The following is a 15,784-nucleotide window of genomic DNA, read 5'->3' on the forward strand; positions in this document are numbered from 1 at the left end:
CCGTATCCTGTATGCATGATGCGTTGATGGCCGGATTCTAACATCCGGCCATCGCCTGGACTAATTTGTGCTCACCATCACAGCTGACTCTGCATTCAGTGCCTTACTGCCTTCCATGACAATCAGTCGCTGAGCTTTGATGCTGGCATCTGCCTTTATCGCTTCCCTCACAGGGCCTATCACAGTTGCATTGGCTGCGCCTTTCGCATCGGTCTTCAAACGGCCCAATACGGTGTTTTGCCCATCAAGATAAACCGTATATACAGTTTCTGGCTTGAGCTTGAACAAAGCCACTTCCAGCGCATCGACTATACCCAGGTTACGCAATACGACAAAGCCCCTGCCCTCACCATTCACGGGTTTCAAACCTATGTTCACCGGCTCATTATTGCTGCGCGGGACCAGATTCGCAGTGCCATTGGCACTATCGCCACTCTCGACCACGTTAGATACATACACCAGCGCCTGCGGGGCCTGGCCACCAGCCATGTGGGCAATGACTTTATTGCTGGCGGTATCACAGACATCAACGCGATCACCATTCTTCAGCCCGACATACATGCGGCTGTGATCGTCCGGCGCCCATATGCCATGCGGCAAGGCTCCGGTTGCAATACTGGCCAGCAATCTGGGCACTTTGTCTGTCGTGAATACCTTGACGACATTCTCACCGCCTATGGTTACATAGGCCAGGGTTTTTCCATCAATGTTGGCAAAAGCCAGGTGATTGGACATAAAGCCGATATCAAACACCCCGCTCACTTCCAGCGTTTTTGTGTCGATGCGGGTGACTTTGCCGACGTCTTTGTGCGTCATCCACACTTCACTAGAGTCTGGCGTAAATTGCAAAAACGGTGAGAACGGGCTGACCACCTTGATACGCTTGATGACTTCATGCGTAGCTACATCAATCACATCGACCATGGGCGTGAAGCTAGACACCACAAAAGCCAGCTTGCCAGCAGGATGGAATTGCACCATGCCCGGCCCCAGGTCAGTCTGTATACGCCGCGTCTCCTTGAAAGTGACTGGGTCTATGACCGAGATATAGTCTTCACCACGCACAACCACCCATACTTCTTTACCATCCGCCGTGAAAAAACCCTCATGCGGCGAACGACCCACATAAGTCGTGCCCTTGACCTTGTTGGTGGCAGTATCAATAAATACTACCGAGTTGGAACCATTGGATATCGCCAGCAAGGTTTTATGGTCTGGCGAAAACCCCATGCCATGCACATTGATCTGCCCCTTGTACAAGGCCGACAAGACATCAGGACGCGGATTACCGAGCCTGATCTGACCAACCAGGGTATTGCTGGCGGGGTTGAATACCGAGATGGTATTGCTGTTCTGGTCTGCCGTGTAAACCCTGTCTCGCGCCGAAGGCAGGGCCCAGGCTGTGTGTGCGATAAGAGTGCTTGCCGCAATCAATGCGAGCGCTGATTTGTTTTTCATGATGATTTTTTTTTAAGTGAGAGGAATAACCCAGGTTTTAAACTCTGGCGGAGTAACGACTGAGTGACTAATGAGTAAGAACTATTTGCCGGCAGCCTGAGGGTGCTGCTGCAACCATAGCTGCATGAGTTTGATTTCGTTTTGCTGCTCAGCGATGATGCCCAGTGCCAGATTCCTGACGGCCGGGTCCTTGCTATACAGTAAAACCGCCTTGGCCATATCGACGGCACCCTGGTGATGAGGAATCATCATGCTCATAAAGTCATGCTCACTCTGACCATTCATGGGCGCACATTTCACACCTTCATCCATAAGCTGCATGGCATCATCCATCAGCACAGCGAACGGCTTCGCTGTGGTTGCCATGAAAACTGGCTTGCTGCCATCAGTTTTATCACTGGCACATTCAACCACCGCAGCACCATGGTGATGCTCATGTGCCAGAGCAGGCTTGAGGAGCAAGGCCAGGTTGATCAACACAGCAGCGCATACAAACATAAGCGGGCGACCTGCTCCCCAGCTGAAACTAAAACGATTAACGACCATCTTGTTACTCCCAGAAATTTTCATCTTCCATAAAACACAGGCTGCAGATGCATGTTTGACGATGGACAGTATGGAAGCACTACCAGAACAACAAGATGACGCAAACATGACAATTTTGTCAGAATGCAGCGAGCGCAAAACCAGGCTGATCAGCCTGCTTGGCATTTCCCGGATTCCCCGACCATAGGCTCAAAAAACCCCCATCCCGGCTCCAGGCATTTCTTTCAATTTCGTCATGTCACTGACATATTTGAAATATATTATCAACACCAATTTAATGCTGAGCCCGCTTTATTTCGCAAAAAAGGAGACGCCATGATTTCCGACAGCCGGAGACGGTTTTTGCAATTTTCTGCTGCGACAGCCGGGTCCGGCCTGTTACCCGGCCTGATAATGGAGACACTCGCCGTACCGGCGAACAATCTCACGGGAACGCTGGCCGATGTTGGCCATGTCATCATCTTCATGTAGGAAAACCGCTCTTTCGATCATTACTTTGGCACCCTGGCCGGGGTACGCGGCTTTTGACGATCCACGTGCCATCAGCCTGCCAATCGGCGCACCGATCTGGCAGCAACCTAACCCGGCTGGCGGCAGTGTGCTGCCTTTTCATTTCGATGTCAGGAACACCAGCGCACTGTCGGTCGGCACCTATCATTCGTGGAAAGGTTCGCAGCAAACCTGGCAGGCCTGGGTCAGACAAAAGACAGTACAAACCATGGGCTATTTCGACCGTGGCGACCTGCCGTTTTACTATGCGCTGGCAGATGCATTCACGATCTGCGATGCCTATCATTGCTAGGTCTTTGGTGCCACTGACCCCAACCGCCTGTATTCGCTCAGCGGTACCAACCAGGGCTGGCTGGGTAGCATGGGTAATCTGTACAACATTGATGCCAGGGGTTATTACAATGCTGAACCGGCCAATGACGACATCTCCAGCGCAACGACAGCCATCGCCCCCTCATGGCAGACCTATGCAGAAGTGCTGGAAGCGAATCAGGTCAGTTGGAAGGTCTATCAGGAATGGGATAACTACGGTGACAACTACCTCGCTTATTTCAAAAATTTTCGTGTCAATGCTAACGGCAGTCGCTTGAACAGCAATTCGTCCCTGTATCAAAAAGCCCGTATATTGGCGCCAGGTGCCAGCGTGGGTGGCAGCAGAGGCGATGGTCTGGTCAGCGCCTTTGCCGATGATATACGTAACCGCCGCTTGCCCCAGGTGTCATGGATATGTGCACCCAATGACTATACCGAGCATGCACCCAACTCTCCAAATGTCGGCGAAAATCTGACGGCAAGACTATTGGCTGCCCTGGTGGCAGAACCTGAAGTCTGGGCCAAAACTGTTTTCCTGCTGATGTATGATGAAAACGATGGATTCTTCGACCATGTACCGCCAGATATTCCTCCGGTAACGACTGCCATGGGACGATCAACCCTGGCAGATAACGGCTACAATGAAAAGTCCGGCAATGAACCCGTAGGCATGGGGCCGCGCGTACCCATGTTGGTGATTTCGCCATGGAGTAAAGGCGGCAAAGTCTGCTCTCAGTTATTTGATCACACCTCAAAGTTACGCTTTCTTGAAGAGTGGCTGGTCAATGACCTGGGTAAAAGCCGTGCAGCAGTGAGTCGTAACCAGATATCGCCATGGCGACGCACTGTCTGCGGTGACCTGACGTCGGCATTTGACTTCAAATCACTAGATCAGAACTGGCCTGCCACCGTCCCCAAAACTGCGGCCTATGTGCCGGTTAATGGTAAGCCTTATCCGGTACCTCCAGTCAACCAGATCCAGCCGCAGCAAGAGTCTTATCAGTCGCTGCAGGGCCCACGCCCAGCCTGTCGCCTGTCGTATGAGCTGGCGGTACAACCCCGTCAGAATGCCAGCAAACAGCTTGAAGTCAGTTTCACCAACACTGGTACTACGGGCGCAGCCTTCATCGTGTACTCCAGAGCACGCGCCGATGGCCCATGGTATTACACTGTCGAAGTTGGCAAGCAGATACAGAAAGAAGTCTGGAACTAGAGCGGTGACAGTTATCACCTCGCAATCTATGGCCCTAATGGCTTCATGCGCGAATGCCAGGGCAGCAGCACCGCCACAAACAGGCCGGAAGTGCAGACTATACATGACACTGTCAATGGCAAACTGGTGCTGCCCCTGTCCAATACAGACAGTAACCAGACTTGCACGCTGATTATCAGCGACAATGCCTATGGCAGCATGTCAAGCATGCACACCCTGGTAGCCGGACAAAGTTTGCGGCTCGACTATAGCCTGAGCAACAGTTTTGGCTGGCATGACTTCAGTGTGAGTAGCAGCAACGACACGCAATTCCTGCGCAGATTGGCTGGTCATGTCGAAGCAACGGCAAATAATAATTTCAACAGCCGTTGCGACCCCCGCATAGGTGGAAAACGCAGCGCAGCCCGCCTCAGCAGCAGCACACCACAGATAACAAGAGGCAGCAACATCACTGTCACCTACGAGGTAGCACAGGCACAGCTCAGCACAAAAAACTGGATAGGTGTATATGCCGTTGGCGTAGTACCAGGCACGGCCAATTCATTGGCCTGGCAATATGCCAGCAGCATGCAGGGCAATCTCAAGCTCAATACAGCTAACCTGGCCACCGGCAACTACATGATTTGGTATTTATATAATGATGCTTATACGGCTCTGGCTGCACCGCTGGCATTAACGATAGTGTAACGTTCGCAGTTGCATGCCATTGAAACAACTTTGGAATTGATGTGCATACAAATTCATCTTGAAACTACTTCTTTTTTGGAGATAGACCAAATCTCTGTAAGTACCCCAGGCAAAGCCCGGGGAATGTATTATTTACTCGGTCTCGTCAATCGCAAAACGTACCTCTGGCAATGCATCGGTCAAAGCTTTCTCAAGCAAACCTTTTAGACTAGTGGCATCTGGATTTTTTCTAAAAAATACTTTCGCTAATTTTACACACTCAACTCTCAGGCTCGATGCGGTAATAGCTTCTTCACCAGCGGGGTCGATGTTTGCGTAGTCATTTGCGTCAAATATTTCAGGAATAGCTTCTATTAATATTGCAACCTGCTCAGAGGATAGCCGTGACTTTTTGAAAATATCGCCAACGGTACGCAACAACTGCTGCAAACCAACCTTACGCCCTGACTCAATGATGACCATCAGCCTTGAAATAAGACGATCAAATTGCGGCAAATCAGCAGCCTCTGGTAGCTCTATCCATTTTTGCAAAGTAATCGCAGCGTAGCTCACTTCGCGCGGCGCATGTCGATGCAAAGACTTGCGAATCATCTTTTCCGCAAAATCTGCAATGTCTTCACTTATTGATGCAAAGTATGCAAATGCAGGCATTACTGAAATTGATATATTAACTTCTTCGTAGAATAACTTTAGTTTTTGAAAGCGCTTAGTACTTCTCGCTTCCTTAGCTAGCATCGGTACGATTGCATACGCAAGCGCATTACCTATACTATCTGCTAAACGTGTTTGTTCCCTGGTTTCAAGACCGAAAGTATCATCACTGCCCTTCCATGGGCGCCATTCCATCAAGCGGTCAAAAATTACTATTGCTTGCTCTGGTGTTGGAAAGACAGCCCCGGCGGTACTAACTGCGGCATGCGCTATACCGCTGTAGATCATGATAGCCCGTTCAATTTCGATAGAGGGAAAACTACGCAATTTTTTCTGTGTATCTATCAAAACCGCTTCGTCATGCTCAAACAAATGATGGCGCAGCAATGCTTTAACTTTTTCAGCATCAGGTGCTGGCAAGTATAGAAAAGCATGGGGATATATCTTTCCCGCATACGGTAAATTCTCATATGTCGGAGGAGTTCCCCAAAGTATGTCCGCCAATTTTTCACGCTCACCGTCTGTGAGAAACCCCTCCTTTTTACACAAAGGCAACAGCCGCAACAATGCAGCATTCGAAACTAGTCCGTTGGGGCCAGGTGATATCAGCTCATTTATTTGTTTCTCCAAGCTTGGGTAAGAATCCCGCGCATTAGGGTAATCGATGACAAGCATCGGAAGGTAATGAGAAACATCTGTTCTTACCTCACTCGGCAAGGGGAATGTCAATGCATCCGTCAATAATTCTCCTTGTCCTGACTTCGGGATACTTTTAAGAGAATTAGTTAATAAAGATTTTAAAACCGTACAAAGCAAAATGTGCTGAAAGTCTGGCTGACGTCCTAAAGTGACAGCTAGTCGGAATATATTTTTGGCCTCTTCGGATGTCAGGCGCACGACTAGTCGCGCCAACGCCTCAATTAATACCTGAAGAGCTGGTAATGCAAATCCCCGCTGCTCTACGCTTCCATTGCTACGTTTGAACTGCCAAAATTCTATCGCTGGCAAAATCCTGGAAACAATGGAATTCGCGTCTCGTTGAGATATCCTTGCAATTCCAACTCGTGTAAAAACATCTTTTATTGAAGTAGCGTCTTCGCTATTAGCTACACGGAGTGCCATTGTGAGATTCCACAATTCTGCACCAATACCGCCAGACAAAATCAATTTTTCTAAGGTACCTGCAAGCAGATTGACATTACCTAAGCGCAAAGGAAGCCCTACATTTCGACTCATTCCGTCCAAAGCTAAGAATACAGATTTCCCATTACTAAATGAGCGCTGGCTTGAGTTATCCCGATAATAGCCCTGTTCAAACAAGGGTTCGATGCTTTTTTGATTTTTTAAGTACTCTTTCTGCTGTTCGTCAGCCCTCTCTCGGATATTTTCCATCCAATCCCAAGGATCACATTTCCATTCTCGGTATTTGCTCTCAACAAAGGCCGGGAGCACTTCTTGACTCCGATTGGAGTGACCTCTATTAGCCATTTCTAATAATAAGTGCGCCCACATCAGCCGCGAAAGAATAGGGATAGAATATCGATCACGGCGATGATTTTCTCTTAGCTCACCGTAAGCTTTTGCTATTAGTTCCCTCCCTTCTGCAAAGCGTCCCGATTCCATCGTCAATGAGGCCTGTCGAAGCTTCCAAACAGGGTCTTCACCTACAATTTTTTCTAACCGTGCTTCGACACCAGCGTAATCAAGCACGTCACGTGCAACCAGGGCATGGTAATATGCCAACTCTGCAACGCAGTCAGGTAAATATTGAGAATGTTTTTCCAGCAAAGTAACCAGCACGTTAATGCGCTCTTGATTGAATTGTTGATCAGTCTCATTATTTACCTCTAACCAACGACTATTTTTGAGCAAAGTCAAAGCAATTTCCATTCGCTGCCGTTTGCCAATACTCATGGGTTCGTCCGAATTTACAATTTCAAAAAGCTGATTCGCGAGCCAAGGATCGATATGGTCAAAAGTTATACTATGCCGCCACGCAATTTCATAAAGCAATTGAGCTCGATCGTTTGGCATTAATGCGGCAACATTTTTTATATTAGGTGACGGATTAGTTAGTTGAGATTTGATTTTCCATTGTAATGAAGGTGGGCATATCAACCAGCCGGGATAAGACTCACGATCTTTTTTCAATGCTGCCAACTGCGCCTTCAATAAGCTAGCCGCATAGTCATGATCTTTGAATCGGCGAGACAGATCAGTTTCCGTTACTTGCGAGCTACCCAAATTGCTTGGAGACCACTTATGCGGCTCCATCTTGGACCTAGCTTCATTCGACATCGCTGCCAGGAACAATTCAGTCGCATTGCGATGCATCAAATCACGATCATCAATATGCTTCACTGCATCCCACAAATCAATTGGCGCAATATTGATAGATTCAAGGTGCTTACGTCTTGCTGCAGTGAGATTCAAAGCGCCAACCAAATAGATTTTTCGAGAGTGATCGGCCAAGTGATCGCGAACCCAGCCCGTCCAATGTAAGAAATTGGGATCGTCGCCAGAAAACCCAAGTAGGCAAAGTTCATTTTCGATAAACACCTGACGCGCAAAATTGACAAAAGGAGCGAATCTTTCTGGGTAGGTGCGGTAGTCCTCTTGGGCGGCAATAAAAGTTTCTGTTGTACCTATTGTGCCGTGAAGCTTAGCGATGCGCGGTGATGAAGCCCATGTCAAATCAGACGGCTTAGTTATTGTCGTGTAATACGGTCCATGAATACCCTCCGCAGCACGTTCCAATAAAGTGTCCCAATTGGTAGTCATGATTTCTGACCATGGCAACTCTAACAAGGATTGATAAAGTTCACCCGTTCTCCAGGCGTCATTATCTATTTCGGAGCGAATTCGATCATTCAAAGCCGCTTGCCCGAAGTAAGCCCTATACTCTTCAGCGACACGCAATGGATCAGAGAAGTTCAAATTTGTGTCAGCGGGATTAAGTTCCGCCACCAGTTTTTTGGTGAAGCTATCCCATAAAGGCATCTTCTTATCGCCACCGACATGATGTGCCGCACTTCGGCTAAAACCAGCTCCTACCATAATGGCAGCACCGTGCCTGCTCGCATCAAACTGATGCAGGGCGGAAGCTAGTTTTTTTATCGATGGATAATCGGTGAGCTCACTTATTAGTTTTATTTCCATGGTTCAAGATCATTTTCGGTTTTGCAACTTATGATTAAAAAAGCATTTTCTAGTGAATTTAATCTTAGCCTTACTAAAAATCAATCTTTATTATTTAAGCAACTATTTCTCACCTCTACCTCGAACTCAATCGTTTCAGGTAGAAAAATTAGCAAAATAAATTATTGAAAAAAATATTAAACCCTTGATTATTAAAGAAATATTAGTTTATCCCTTTTTTAGCTCTTGAAAAGCCCACCCCCCGCCCATATACTTAGCACTCGTTGGGAGAGAGTGCTAACAAAGTCTTTCCCCAGCTTAATTGAATTCCAATAGTAATTACTCGCAAATTTAAAGGAGCTAGTATGAACCTTCGTCCCCTGCATGATCGCCTGATCGTGAAACGCCTGGATCAAGAAACAAAAACCGCATCCGGTATCGTTCTGCCTGACGCTGCTGCTGAAAAGCCAGATCAAGGTGAAGTGCTGGCTGTTGGTCCTGGCAAATTGCTGGACAACGGTACTGTGCGCGCCCTGGACGTTAAAGTCGGCGACCGCGTTTTGTTCGGCAAATATTCTGGTCAGGCTGTCAAAGTTGACGGCAACGAAGTTCTGGTGATGCGTGAAGAAGATATCTTCGCGGTCGTACAGAAGTAATCGACATCCACGATATCAATTAAAGAATTCGGAGAATTAATATGGCAGCTAAACAAGTAATTTTTGGCGATGACGCACGTGCGAAGATCGTTAATGGCGTCAACATCCTGGCGAACGCAGTTAAAGTCACCCTGGGCCCGAAAGGCCGTAACGTTGTTCTGGAACGCTCTTTCGGCGCACCTACAGTAACCAAAGATGGCGTATCGGTTGCTAAAGAAATCGAATTGAAAGACAAGCTGGAAAACATGGGTGCACAACTGGTGAAAGAAGTGGCTTCCCGCACTTCTGACAACGCTGGTGACGGCACAACGACAGCGACAGTTCTGGCACAAGCCATCGTTCGCGAAGGTTTCAAATATGTAGCAGCTGGTTTCAACCCAACTGACCTGAAACGCGGTATAGACAAAGCGGTGACAGCCATTGTTGCTGAAATCAAAACGCTGTCCAAGCCAACAACAACCAACAAAGAAATCGCTCAAGTTGGTTCCATCTCTGCCAACTCCGATGCAAACATCGGCGACATCATTGCCAAAGCAATGGACAAAGTCGGCAAAGAAGGCGTGATCACTGTTGAAGACGGCAAATCCCTGGACAACGAACTCGACATCGTTGAAGGTATGCAGTTTGACCGTGGCTACCTGTCACCCTACTTCATCAACAATCCAGAAAAACAATCCGTTATCCTGGAAAACCCGTTCATCCTGTTGTTCGACAAAAAAATCTCGAACATCCGTGACCTGCTGCCAGTACTGGAACAAGTTGCAAAATCCGGCCGCCCACTGCTGATCATCGCTGAAGATGTCGATGGCGAAGCACTGGCAACTCTGGTTGTGAACAACATCCGTGGCATCCTGAAAACTGCAGCTGTTAAAGCTCCAGGCTTCGGTGACCGTCGCAAAGCCATGCTGGAAGACATCGCTATCCTGACCGGTGGTCAAGTGATTGCTGAAGAAGTTGGCCTGACTCTGGAAAAAGCAACTCTGGCTGATCTGGGCCAAGCTAAACGTATCGAAATCGGTAAAGAAAACACGACCGTTATCGATGGCGCTGGCCAGGCTGTAGGTATCGAAGCACGCGTTAAACAAATCCGCGCGCAAATCGAAGAAGCAACTTCTGACTACGACCGTGAAAAACTGCAAGAACGCGTTGCCAAACTGGCAGGCGGCGTTGCTGTGATCAAGGTTGGTGCTGCAACTGAAGTTGAAATGAAAGAGAAAAAAGCACGCGTTGAAGATGCTCTGCATGCAACTCGCGCTGCCGTAGAAGAAGGCGTTGTTCCTGGCGGTGGCGTTGCCCTGCTGCGCGCACGTCAAGCTGCTGGCGAAATCAAAGGCGACAATCCAGATCAAGAAGCAGGTATCAAACTGGTTCTGAAAGCAATCGAAGCACCTCTGCGTGAAATCGTTGCAAATGCCGGTGGCGAACCTAGCGTTGTTGTTAACGCCATCATCAATGGCAAAGGCAACTACGGTTTCAATGCTGCCAATGACACATACGGCGACATGATAGAAATGGGTATCCTGGACCCAGCTAAAGTAACCCGCTCTGCATTGCAAAATGCAGCGTCTGTTGCTGGCCTGATCCTGACTACTGACGCTCTGGTTGCTGAATTGTCTGAAGACAAGCCATCTATGGGTGGTGGTGATATGGGTGGCATGGGCGGTATGGGTGGTATGGGCGGCATGATGTAAAAGCTGCTTCGCTACTCACACAGAGTCGCATTGCTCAAAACCCCGCAACGCAAGTTGCGGGGTTTTTTATTGTTTATACAATTTATAGCCTTGCATAATAAATGTCCTAATCTTCATTTTTTTGTGCCTGCTAAGTTATGAATCGTCGCAAATAACACAAGACAGCAAATTTTTACACGGTCCGCTTGACAGAAAACATCTGTCGCTTGGATACTGCCGCACCTGAAAGAAAATTTTCATATTTCTGGCTTCGTGTTTCATATTTGCAATGATCTTGCGTATGCATCAACAAGCCGGGCATCATCATCAAGCAAGACAACCGCTTTGGAGAAAATATGGCGCTGCAACAATTAAGCGATGAGCAAATACGAACCTGGACCCGCGCCCAAAAGGACGAGTGGTGGTTTGCCAATATTTACCGGGGTGACATGGCGCAGTTGACCATACGCTCGGCATTCACTGGCTTTTTGCTTGGCGGCATATTGTCGGCAACTGCTTTATACATCGGTGCCAAAACCGGCATCACGATAGGCGTAGGCCTGACCTCGGTCATTTTGGCCTTTGCGATTTTTAAAATCCTCGCCAACCTGGGGCTGGCCAAGGATTTCACTATCCTTGAAAACAATTGTACACAATCCATCGCCACAGCGGCAGGCTACATGACCATGCCACTCAATACCGTGCTGTCAGCCTATATGCTGATCAGCGGTACGGTAGTCAGTTGGTGGCATCTGGTGGTATGGATGAGTATCTGCTCCATCCTGGGCGTACTGGTGGCCTTCCCTATGAAGCGCCGCTTTATCAATGAAGACCAACTGCCCTTCCCTGAAGGCCGTGCCTGCGGCGTGGTGCTCGATGCGGTATATACCGGCGAAGCTGCCAGCGGCATGTACAAGGCGCGCCTGATGGCTTTCTCTGCGATGTGGACAGCAATCTACCAAATGATCACCAGCGATGGCTGGATGAAACTGATACAGTTCAAAATCTTGCGCATGGACAAATGGGCAGGCATGACAGAAGCATGGCATTTCCAGGAGCGGTTTGATTCTTACTATTACGCCGCTGCCGTCAAATATGACATGCTGATCCCAAAAATCCTGGGTACAGATTTCCGTGCACTGGGTCTGCGCTTTACCCTCGATGCTGCAATGCTGGGCGTCGGCGGCCTGATGGGCATACGTGTCGCCAGCAGCGTTTTGCTGGGCACCATTATCAATTTCGTTTTCCTGGCACCGTGGATGATACAACGTGGCGATATCGTCGAACGGATCGCTCCTAGTGGCAAACTGGTACCTATTTCCCGTACCGAGATCGTCAATCAATGGGGCCTGTGGTGGGCGGTTTCGATGATGGTGGTGGCCTCCTTCATCAGCCTGGCGGCCAAGCCTGAACTGTTCACCAGCCTGTTCAAAAAATCTGACACCAAGAAAGTCGCAGACCAGACCAGTACTGTTCTTGATCATATCGAAGTACCGCTGATCATCTCTTACATAGGTATCCCTGTATTCAGTATCCTGGCTGCCTGGACCACGCATGAGTTCTTTGGCGTACCCTGGCTGATGTCCATCATCACCCTGCCCCTGGTATTCATCCTGACTATCATCTGTGCCAATGCAATGGCGCTGACCTCATGGACACCAACAGGCACCTTGTCAAAAATCACCCAGTTCAGCATGGGTGCGATCGACAGCACCAACCCTGCCAACAATCTGATACCTGCGGGCATGACGGCAGAAGTGGCATCGAATGCATCCAATCTGTTGTCCGACATCAAACCTGGCTACATGCTGGGCGCCAAACCAAGGCAGCAGGCGATAGGCCATATCATCGGTATTTTCTCCGGCGCGCTGGCTTGCGTACCGTTGTACTTCCTGCTGTTCCTGCCGCCAGATGCTGACGGCATACGTTCTACTGCCACTATCGTTTCCGACAAATTTGCCTTCCCGGGCGCGATGCAATGGAAAGGCGTGGCCGAGCTGATCGCCAAAGGCTTCAGCAGCCTGCCAGCATCTGCCATCACCGGCATCATCGTGGCAGCAGTAGCGGCTACCATCATCGAAATTGCCCGTATCATCACCAAGGGTCGCTTCCCGCTGTCCGCTGTCTCCATCGGCCTGGGCGTCATCCTGCCTCCTGAATCCTGCCTGGCGATGTGGATAGGTGCAGCGATATTCTGGTGGATGGGCAGCCGCAACAGCACTCCTGGCAGCAAAGGCCATGATTTCTGGGTAGAAGGGTGCGAACCTATCTGCGCTGGTTTGATCTCTGGTGCTGCGTTGATAGGCATAGGCAATGCGATTATCAATGTGCTGATCTGATCCTGCATTGATACACCTTGACATTATTAGCCCCGCTTCTTGCGGGGCTTTTTTATACCTGTGCGAACTACTTCTGCAGATAGGAACGCGAACAAATACCAGGAACCAACATGAATATACCGAGTCAAGGTAAATTGATACGCTTGCTCATGCAAAGGCGGGGCAAGACCTGCTAAGGTATAAACTTTATTTCATCCGGTATTCAATTCTTTAAAAGTCGCACTTAATCAGGAACCAAGAACTATGTCCATAGTGACCCTTTTCATCGCAGCTACCTTTTACGCCAGCCCTGGCAGCAATCAAACCACCGTCGATGCTGCGACCATTGCCGCCATCGAAGCCACTTGCCACGACTATATCGACGGCCAACTGGAAGCAGATCCCAAACGGGTAGCCCGCTCCCTGCATCCCGATCTGGCCAAGCGCGCCGTGATAGGCGACACACCGGATGAGCGCCTGGGCCTGCGGCGCATGTCCAAAGAAGAACTGGTCAACCTGACCAAAGCAGGCGCACTTAAAACACCGAAGGCAGAATGGAACCGCACCTGTACTGTCCTGGACGTAACAGACAAAGCCGCCTCAGTACGCCTGGAAACCCCATGGTTTGTCGATTACTTCCACATGGGTAAATTTGAAGACCGCTGGATTATTGTGAATGCGCTTTGGTATAGCAAGCCAAAGAAAAGCAATTAAATGGCTATGGGATAAGATTTTCATTAGAGGACTTGCTAATTAAGACAATAGAAAGATAAGGCCTGGGCTACGTTCGGTTGGGTGGCCCCATGCGCACCGTTTCTATCTTAATTACTCAAGCACCTCTACATACCAAGCTCGCTAACGACTGTGTCAATAAAACTCTTCAGCTTGGGAGTCTGCCTGCGGTCAGGGTGGTAGATAAGATGCACGGGCCGTGATGGTGTTTCATAATCAGGCAAAATTTTAACGAGACGACCAGTGCGCAAATCTTCACGCGCAAGGTCCTCTGCAATATAAGCCACGCCTATCCCATTTAAGGCTGCAACCAGCAATGCCTTTGCATCGTTGAGTTGCAAGCGGTGCCGGACCTGAGCATGGAATTTTTCTGCTCCACGCATAAAGCGCCATTCGCTGGCGGTTGAACCAGTGCTGGATGCATAAGCCAGGCACTCATGTTTTTCCAGATCAAGCGGCGTGGCGGGAACACCCCTTTCTTTGAGATAGTCTGGTGATGCGCAGGCGACCAGGCGAAATGGTGCAAGCTCGCGCGCGATGAAGCTGGAGTCGCTCAAACGGCCTATACGAAACACTGCCTCAAACTCTTCTTCCACCAGATCAACATAGCGGTCACTCAGTACCAGATCAATTTCTACCTGCGGATACTGTCGCAAATAGCGGGCAATGACAGGTGTCAGCGCGTATGTGCCAAACGACACCGGCGCATTGATACGAAAGCGCCCTTTCGGCGCACCCTTCACCTCGTCGGCGAGCGAATCAGCCCAGTCTGCATCGGCCAACACCATCTTGCAACGATCATAATAAGCCTTGCCGATATCGGTCAGGCTCTGCCGCCTGGTAGTCCGGTTGATCAGGCGTGTGCCAAGGCGCCTTTCCAGCCAACTCACATGCTTGGCGATCATCTGGGGCGACATGTTCAGCGCACTGGCAGCTGCGGCAAAAGAGCCAACTTCCACTGTTTTGACAAAGGCAGCCATGCTTGCGAGTCTGTCCATTCCATACTCCTGGTTGTTACACACATACAAATATCAGTATTTATGCGCAATTCAGGTGGGAATAATATCACCGTCTCAGCCTCAAAGGCGGCGTTAAAAAAGGAAAGAAATCATGAGTAAAATCGGAATTATCGGCTCCGGCAATATCGGCGGCGCACTGACACGTTTGTTCACCAAGGCAGGGCACGATGTGGCAGTAGCCAATTCACGTGGCCCATCTTCGCTGCAGGATTTGGCAAATGAAACTGGTGCCCGTCCAGTGACGGTCTCACAAGCAGTGCAGGATAGTGAGATTGTGGTCGTAACCATCCCCATGGTAGCGGTCGCCAGCCTGCCTAAAGACCTGTTCAGCGATGCCCCTGCAGACTTGATAGTCATCGACACCAGCAACTATTATCCGCAACAACGCGATGGCCTGATTGCAGAAGTCGAAGCAGGAATGACAGAAAGCGCTTGGGTTGAACAACAGATCGGACGCCCGGTTATCAAAGTATTTAATAGCATACTGGCTGAACACATGCTCAACAAGGGTACCCCTGATGAGCGCACAAACCGGGTGGCGCTGGCAGTCGCTGGCGATGATATGAAAGCCAAAGCGGTGGTCATGCGCCTTGTCGAAGGGATAGGATTTGCAGCAGTCGATGCTGGCACGATCGCGCAATCATGGCGCCAACAACCTGGCTCACCGGGATATCTGAAGGATTACAATGCGGCGGATGTTAGCAAAGCATTGTCTGAAGCCACGCAGGAACGCACACCTGCATGGCGTGCGACACCAGATAGTCCAGGCACATTTGAATCACCAGCTTGATAATTATTCAAATGCCAGCAAAAAAGATTCACTCATCGCGTCGCCTGCACCCGTAGTAAGAATTGAGCAAAGTAAAACATGGGT

12 protein-coding genes and 1 pseudogene are annotated in these 15,784 nt (G+C 49.3%); 9 read left to right on the forward strand and 4 right to left on the reverse strand.

All coding sequences use genetic code 11. The features are described 5' to 3' along the window. Positions 1–60: 60 nt before the first annotated feature. Positions 61–1,458 (reverse strand): YncE family protein, encoded by a 1,398-nt coding sequence (locus UNDKW_RS17260; protein ID WP_162059679.1) that lies wholly within the window; start codon positions 1,456–1,458, stop codon positions 61–63. An 81-nt stretch (positions 1,459–1,539) separates the two neighbouring features. Then, complete coding sequence (locus tag UNDKW_RS17265; protein WP_162059680.1) at positions 1,540–2,004, reverse strand: DUF305 domain-containing protein; 465 nt, start codon at positions 2,002–2,004, stop codon at positions 1,540–1,542. A 315-nt stretch (positions 2,005–2,319) separates the two neighbouring features. On the opposite strand from UNDKW_RS17265, the gene UNDKW_RS30535 reads away from it, so the two are divergent. From UNDKW_RS30535 to UNDKW_RS30550, 4 genes and pseudogenes are all read left to right on the forward strand, one after another. After that, positions 2,320–2,475 carry a twin-arginine translocation signal domain-containing protein gene (locus tag UNDKW_RS30535; RefSeq protein WP_232063018.1) on the forward strand — a complete coding sequence of 52 codons (156 nt, stop codon included), beginning with the start codon at positions 2,320–2,322 and terminating at the stop codon, positions 2,473–2,475. Beyond that, a pseudogene (locus UNDKW_RS30540) lies at positions 2,456–3,541 on the forward strand (alkaline phosphatase family protein); the annotation flags it as partial. The gene UNDKW_RS30535 and the pseudogene UNDKW_RS30540, both read left to right, overlap by 20 nt. Continuing rightward, entirely contained in the window at positions 3,515–4,039 is a 525-nt protein-coding gene (locus UNDKW_RS30545; RefSeq protein WP_232063435.1) for a phospholipase domain-containing protein, read from the forward strand. The pseudogene UNDKW_RS30540 and the gene UNDKW_RS30545, both read left to right, overlap by 27 nt. 45 nt (positions 4,040–4,084) lie before the next feature. Beyond that, a complete protein-coding gene (locus UNDKW_RS30550) occupies positions 4,085–4,726 on the forward strand; it encodes a phospholipase domain-containing protein (RefSeq protein WP_232063019.1) in 642 nt (213 codons plus the stop codon). A gap of 132 nt (positions 4,727–4,858) precedes the next feature. On the opposite strand, the gene UNDKW_RS17275 is transcribed toward UNDKW_RS30550, so the two are convergent. Further along, the gene (locus UNDKW_RS17275) at positions 4,859–8,536 is read right to left on the reverse strand and encodes an SIR2 family protein (protein WP_162059681.1); all 3,678 of its coding nucleotides are present in this window, start codon (positions 8,534–8,536) and stop codon (positions 4,859–4,861) included. A 344-nt stretch (positions 8,537–8,880) separates the two neighbouring features. Here UNDKW_RS17275 and groES point away from each other — a divergent pair, with 344 nt between their 5' ends. The 4 genes from groES to UNDKW_RS17295 all read left to right on the forward strand — a co-directional run bounded on the left by groES (position 8,881) and on the right by UNDKW_RS17295 (position 13,873). Then, positions 8,881–9,171, forward strand: coding sequence for a co-chaperone GroES (gene groES / locus UNDKW_RS17280; RefSeq protein ID WP_110257032.1), 291 nt, complete (start codon positions 8,881–8,883; stop codon positions 9,169–9,171). A 41-nt stretch (positions 9,172–9,212) separates the two neighbouring features. Next, positions 9,213–10,862: a chaperonin GroEL gene (gene groL, locus UNDKW_RS17285; RefSeq protein ID WP_162059682.1), complete on the forward strand. Its 1,650-nt coding sequence runs from the start codon at positions 9,213–9,215 to the stop codon at positions 10,860–10,862. A gap of 335 nt (positions 10,863–11,197) precedes the next feature. Then, entirely contained in the window at positions 11,198–13,180 is a 1,983-nt protein-coding gene (locus UNDKW_RS17290) for an OPT family oligopeptide transporter (RefSeq protein WP_162059683.1), read from the forward strand. 243 nt (positions 13,181–13,423) lie between these two features. Continuing rightward, positions 13,424–13,873, forward strand: coding sequence for a nuclear transport factor 2 family protein (locus UNDKW_RS17295; protein WP_162059684.1), 450 nt, complete (start codon positions 13,424–13,426; stop codon positions 13,871–13,873). Between the two features lie 125 nt (positions 13,874–13,998). Here the strand turns inward: UNDKW_RS17295 and UNDKW_RS17300 are convergent, their stop codons facing one another. Next, positions 13,999–14,889 (reverse strand): LysR family transcriptional regulator, encoded by an 891-nt coding sequence (locus UNDKW_RS17300; RefSeq protein ID WP_162059685.1) that lies wholly within the window; start codon positions 14,887–14,889, stop codon positions 13,999–14,001. Positions 14,890–15,001: 112 nt separating this feature from the next. Between UNDKW_RS17300 and UNDKW_RS17305 the strand changes: the two genes are divergently transcribed. Continuing rightward, a complete protein-coding gene (locus UNDKW_RS17305; RefSeq protein WP_162059686.1) occupies positions 15,002–15,700 on the forward strand; it encodes an NADPH-dependent F420 reductase in 699 nt (232 codons plus the stop codon). Positions 15,701–15,784 lie beyond the last annotated feature (84 nt).

The sequence above is a fragment of the Undibacterium sp. KW1 genome (assembly GCF_009937955.1).
GTDB lineage: Bacteria > Pseudomonadota > Gammaproteobacteria > Burkholderiales > Burkholderiaceae_D > Undibacterium.